Origin of the sequence: Nocardioides sp., assembly GCF_034670285.1 — a bacterium.
Classification (GTDB): domain Bacteria; phylum Actinomycetota; class Actinomycetes; order Propionibacteriales; family Nocardioidaceae; genus Nocardioides.
The window spans coordinates 1-5,515 of the sequence record NZ_JAXMNS010000264.1 but is presented as its reverse complement, the minus strand read 5'-3'; the positions used below and the strand labels follow the sequence as shown (position 1 = coordinate 5,515).

Annotated in this window: 6 protein-coding genes; 3 read left to right on the top strand and 3 right to left on the bottom strand. The window is 69.8% G+C overall.

Translation table 11 applies throughout. The features are described 5' to 3' along the window. Positions 1-167: 167 nt before the first annotated feature. Entirely contained in the window at positions 168-551 is a 384-nt protein-coding gene (locus VOI19_RS13325) for a hypothetical protein (protein WP_323793448.1), read from the bottom strand. 107 nt (positions 552-658) lie between these two features. Further along, positions 659-1,834, bottom strand: a complete 1,176-nt coding sequence (locus VOI19_RS13320) for an ROK family transcriptional regulator (protein WP_323793447.1) — start codon at positions 1,832-1,834, stop codon at positions 659-661. Between the two features lie 172 nt (positions 1,835-2,006). Here VOI19_RS13320 and VOI19_RS13315 point away from each other — a divergent pair, with 172 nt between their 5' ends. From VOI19_RS13315 to VOI19_RS13305, 3 genes are read left to right on the top strand one after another with little or no spacing between them, the layout of a single operon-like run. Then, positions 2,007-3,119 (top strand): substrate-binding domain-containing protein, encoded by a 1,113-nt coding sequence (locus VOI19_RS13315; protein WP_323793446.1) that lies wholly within the window; start codon positions 2,007-2,009, stop codon positions 3,117-3,119. After that, a complete protein-coding gene (locus tag VOI19_RS13310) occupies positions 3,116-3,949 on the top strand; it encodes an ATP-binding cassette domain-containing protein (RefSeq protein ID WP_416366382.1) in 834 nt (277 codons plus the stop codon). Before VOI19_RS13315 ends, VOI19_RS13310 begins: the two co-directional genes overlap by 4 nt. Further along, entirely contained in the window at positions 3,942-5,189 is a 1,248-nt protein-coding gene (locus VOI19_RS13305) for a sugar ABC transporter permease (protein WP_323793445.1), read from the top strand. The genes VOI19_RS13310 and VOI19_RS13305 overlap by 8 nt, the downstream gene beginning before the upstream one ends. Positions 5,190-5,225: 36 nt before the next feature. Here VOI19_RS13305 and VOI19_RS13300 read toward each other — a convergent pair. After that, positions 5,226-5,515: hypothetical protein (locus tag VOI19_RS13300; RefSeq protein WP_323793444.1), on the bottom strand; the 290-nt coding region annotated here is incomplete at its 5' end.

The window sequence follows — 5,515 nt, the reverse complement described above, 5'->3', positions numbered from 1 at the left end:
ACTGGGCGACCACGTCAGCGATGACCTGCTCCAGCTCGGCGCGGGTCTGCAGATCGGGATCCTGGTCCGCCCAGGTGCGGGCTCGCTCCAGCAGGACGTCGACGTCGGGGCTCATGTGAGGCACGGGAGCGCCCTGACCGACCCACGCCCGGAGCGGTCGGTCCCGCTCAGTCGACGAAGCGGCCGTCGACGACGGTGCGCCCGGTGTTGTCGACCTCGGCGCCTGCTGGTCGGTTGGCGGGGTCGAGACGGCGCTCTCGCTCGGCGGCGATCTCGGCCTTCTCCTCCTCCGAGACCTCCATCTCCGCGAAGGTCTTCGACGGGTCGGACGTGCCGACGCTCTCGTCTGCGTCGGTGCCGTGCTCGGCCTCCCACGCCTCGAGCGTGGGCAGGGTCGCGTGGGTGTTGTCGACCTCGGTCCCCGCCGAACGGTTGTCGGGGTCGAGGCGCCGACGGCGCTCGACCTCGATGGCGGCGACCTCGTCGTCCGCGGACGTCTGGTCGTCGGTGACGACCGGGTTGTCAGCGTGCTCGATCTTGTCGTAGGACATCTGCTGCTCCTCCCGTGGTGCGTGGCCCTCGTGCTGTGTCAGGGGTGTCAGGGGCAGCCAAGCACCGCCGACGAGACCCGGACCACATCCCAGCGGAGGAGAGCTCGTCAGGACCCGTCGACCGCGAGGTGGGTGTTCTCGGCGGCGAGCAGCACCGCGCCGACGAGGCTCGCGCGCTCACCCAGCAACGACCCGAGCACCGGCGTCGTGGCGACGGAGTCCAGGGCGTGACGGCGCAGCCCGATGCGGGCCGAGGCCAGCAGCAGCTCACCGGCGCGGGCCATGTCGCCACCCACGACGACCACCGAGGGATTGAGCAGGTTGACGATGCTGGCCAGCGCCCACCCGAGGTGGAGCCCCGCGTCCTCCAGGGCACGCTGGGCGGAGATGTGACCGTCGTGCGCGGCGGCGAACACCCCGTCGAGATCGGCGTCGGGCAGCTGAGCGGCCATCATCTCGAGCACGGGTCCCGAGGAGGTGTAGGCCTCGAGGCACCCACGGCTGCCACAGCGGCAGAGGGGTCCCTGCTCGTCCAGCGTGAGGTGGCCGATCTCGCCGGCCGTGCCGCCCGAGCCGTGGTAGAGCCGGTTGTCGATGATGATGCCGGCGCCGACGCCCGAGGAGATCTTCACGAACACCGAGCTGTCGTGCCCGCGGCCGACGCCGTAGCGGTGCTCGGCGATGGCGCCGAGGTTGGCGTCGTTCTCCACCGACACCGTGGTGCCGAGGTGGGCCTCCGCGACCAGGCGCGTGTTGACGCCGTCCCAGCCGGGGAAGATCGACGACGAGCCGACCGTCTCGTCGGTGACCGGGGCCGGCAGGCCCAGACCGACGTGCTTCACGCGACTGTGACCGGAGGCGAGGCCCTCGAGCATCTCGGTCGCCAACGTCAGGGCTTCGTCGTGGTGATGGGCGTGAGGGAGCGGGCGGCGCTCCTCGCCCAGGATCCGGCCGGTCAGGTCGCCGATGGCCACCGCGACGTGGCTGTGGCCGAAGTCGACGCCGGCGACGGTGCCCGCCCCCGGAGCCAGGCGCACCGAGGACCCCCGCCGGCCGCTGCCGGGATCGGTGCTCACCAGGCCGCTGCCCGCGAGGTCGCGCACGATGTTGGACACGGTCGCGGGTGCGAGACCGGTGGCCCGCGAGATCTCGGCCTGCGTGAAGACACCGGTGGGGTCGTCCAGGTCGTCGGGCCCGCGGCGCAGCAGGTCGAGGACTCGCTGCTGGTTGGCGACGCGCAGGGTCGACGTCGATCCCGGGGCGGAGTGGGGGGACGTCGGCATGGGACGAACTGTGCAACACCTCACAGCAATGGTCAAGAGGTGAACGTAAACCGGGCCCGCAAACCCAAATCAACTGTTTTGCCATCATGTCTTGACGACAAGCCTTGTGACCGTCAACACTCGTTCCTAGTCTCAGCCAGCAGGTTGAACGATCTCAGTCGAGGAGAGTCCCGTGTCCACACCCCTTCACCGCTTCGCCGTCGCCGGCGCCGCCGTTCTCATCGGGGCCGCCGGCCTCTCCGCCTGTGGCGCCAACGACGCACAGTCCGGCAGCGGCGCCGACAACTCCGACGGCACCTCGTCGGACAGCCTGAGCATCGCGCTGCTCCTGCCCGAGTCGAAGACCACGCGCTACGAGGCGTTCGACAAGCCGCTCTTCGAGGCCAAGGTCGCCGAGCTGTGCGAGGAGTGCGTCGTCGACTACTACAACGCCGACCAGGACGAGGCGAAGCAGCAGACCCAGGTCGCCGCAGCGCTGACCAAGGGCGCCAAGGTGCTCGTGCTCGACCCGGTCAACGGTGACGGCGCCGGCGGCATGGTCGCCGACGCCCAGGCCGAGGGTGTCCCGGTCATCGCCTACGACCGCTTCATCGCGGGCGCCGACTACTACATGTCGTTCGACAACAACACCGTCGGAAACATGCAGGGCGAGGCCCTGGTCGGGGCGATGGACGACTCCGGCGACATCCTGATGCTCAACGGTGCGCCCAGCGACCCGAATGCCGGACAGTTCAAGGCCGGCGCTCACGAGGTCATCGACGCCTCCGGGCTCGAGATCCTGGGCGAGTACGACAACCCCGACTGGAGCCCCGAGAACGCCCAGAGCTACGTCACCGACCAGGTCACGAAGTTCGGTGCCGAGAACATCGACGGCGTCTACGCCGCCAACGACGGCCAGGCCGGCGGCGTCGTCGCCGCTCTGCTCGGGGCGGGCGTCAAGGCGGCTGACCTGCCGCCGATCACCGGTCAGGACGCCGAGCTGGCAGCGGTCCAGCGCATCGTCGCCGGTGAGCAGACCGTCACCATCTACAAGCCCATCCCGATCGAGGCCGAGACCGCCGCCGAGCTGGCCGTCGACATCGCCCGCGGCAACGACATCCCCGACACCTCGGTGACCGGTGTGGAGCAGAGCGACTTCGAGGGCGTCACGTCCTACATCTTCAGCCCCACCGCGGTGACCCAGGACAACGTGCTCGACACCGTGATCGCCGACGGGTTCTACGCCGTCGCCGACATCTGCACCGCTGCGTACGCCGACGCCTGCAAGGCGGCCGGAATCCAGTGACGACCGCCCCCCACCACGTGGCGAAGCCGGGCACGGAGGCGCGTGGCAACGTGCTCTCCCTGTCCGGCATCCACAAACGATTCGGCGCCGTACAGGCGTTGACCGACGTGTCGCTCGACGTCGCAGCCGGTGAAGTGGTCGCCCTGGTGGGGGACAACGGCGCCGGCAAGTCGACGCTCGTCAAGGTGATCTCGGGCGTCTACCAGCCCGACGCCGGCGACATCGAGCTCGCCGGCAAGAAGGTCAAGGTCGGCGGCCCGCGCCAGGCGCAGGACCTCGGCATCGCGACGGTGTTCCAGGACCTCGCGCTCTGCGACAACCTCGACGTGGTCGCCAACCTCTTCCTCGGGCAGGAGAAGCTCAAGCACGGCGCCGTCGACGAGATCGCGATGGAGGTCGAGTCGTGGCGCCTGCTGCGCAGCCTCTCCGCGAAGATCCCGTCGGTGCGGATCCCGATCGCCGGCCTGTCGGGCGGTCAGCGACAGACCGTGGCCATCGCCCGCTCGTTGGTCGGTGACCCGAAGGTCGTGATGCTCGACGAGCCCACCGCCGCCCTCGGGGTGGCGCAGACCGCTGAGGTGCTCAACCTCGTCGAGCGCCTTCGCGAGAACGGGCTCGGCGTCATCCTGATCAGCCACAACATGGCCGACGTGCAGGCGGTCGCCGACCGCATCGTGGTGATGCGCCTGGGGCGCAACGCCGCGGAGTTCCGCACCGAGGACGTCAGCACCGCCGACCTGGTGGCGGCCATCACCGGCGCTTCCGACAACGTGGTGGCCAGCAGGGCCGCGCGTTCGGGCGCAGCGAGCAAGGAGCAGCACGATGGCTGAGCCCGTCACCACGACCTCGTCCGACCGCCTCGACGAGCGGCTCATCGCCCAGGGCAGCGGGCCCGCAGCGATGCTGCTCGGCTTCTGGTCGAGGCTCAAGGGCGGTGACCTCGGCAGCCTGCCCGTGGTCTTCGGCCTCGTCGCGATCAGCGTGGTCTTCTACCTCAAGGAACCGATCTTCCTGTCGTCGCGCAACCTGGTGACGATCACCCAGTTCGCGGCGCCGATCGGGATCATCTCCCTCGGCATCGTGCTGGTGCTGCTGCTGGGCGAGATCGACCTGTCGGTCGGCTCGGTCAGCGGGGCCTCGGCTGCCGTGATGGCCGTGCAGGTGGTCAACAACGGGCTGCCACTGATCCTGGGCATCCTCGCCGGCGTCCTCGTCGGCGTGGCCGTCGGACTGGTTTACGCCTTCCTCTACACCAAGCTCGGCGTGCCCAGCTTCGTGTTCTCGCTGGCAGGTCTGCTGGCCTTCCAGGGCGTCCTGCTCTACGTCCTCGGTACCGACGGCACGATCAACCTGCCCGCCGGCAGCTGGCTGCTGGAGTTCGCCCGGTTCAAGTTCCTCACCGGCGCGGCGTCGTACGTGCTCGTCGCGCTGATCGGCCTGGCGTTCCTCGCCGCCCAGCTGTGGGGCCGTCAGAGCCGGTTGAAGGCGCAGCTGAGTGCGCCGTCGACGACCTCGATCCTGGTGCGTGCCGGCCTGCTCACCGGTGGCCTGGGCTACCTGACGTACTACCTCTACCTCGCGCGCGGCTGGAGCTATCTCTGGCTGTTCTTCGCGGCGCTGGTCGTGCTGATGGACTTCGCCCTGCGTCGCACCCGCTGGGGACGGCACCTCTTCGCCGTCGGCGGCAACGAGGAAGCGGCCCGCCGCTCGGGCATTAAGGTCAACCGGATCTACCTCTCGGTGTTCGTCGGGTGCTCGACCCTCGCCGCCGTGGGTGGCATCCTGGCCGCCGCCCAGCTGACCTGGGTCTCGCAGAGCAGCGGCACCACCGATACCAACCTGACCGCGATCGCGGCAGCCGTGATCGGTGGCACCAGCCTCTTCGGCGGTCGGGGGTCGGCCTACTCCGCGATGCTCGGGATCCTGGTGCTGCTGTCCATCCAGAACGGCCTCAACCTGATCGGCGTCGACTCGTCGGTGCGGTTCATGGTCACCGGTGCGGTGCTTCTGCTCGCCGTCGCGATCGACTCGGTCTCGCGCCGCGCCCGCTCCAGCAGCGGTAGAGGCTAGCCCCCGGCGTCCGTCTCCACCGGGTCCCGCGAGGGGCTAGGCGGAGGCGGGCGCCGACAGCATGCCCACGACCATGTCGACCAGGTTGTGGGTGAAGGGCTCGGTCGCCAGCTGGGCGCGTCCGGGTGTCGCTCGCTCGCCGGCGCGGCTCCGGTCGGCGATCGCGCGCAGCACGAAGGCCGAGACCAGGGACAGCCGCTCGGAGCGCACGTCCTCGGGCATCGGTCGCATCCGCTCCTCGAGCAGGGCGTAGACCTCGAAGCCGCCGAGCCGCTCGAGGGCGTGGAGCACCTCGGAGTCCATCGACTGGGGGTCCTCCTCGACGA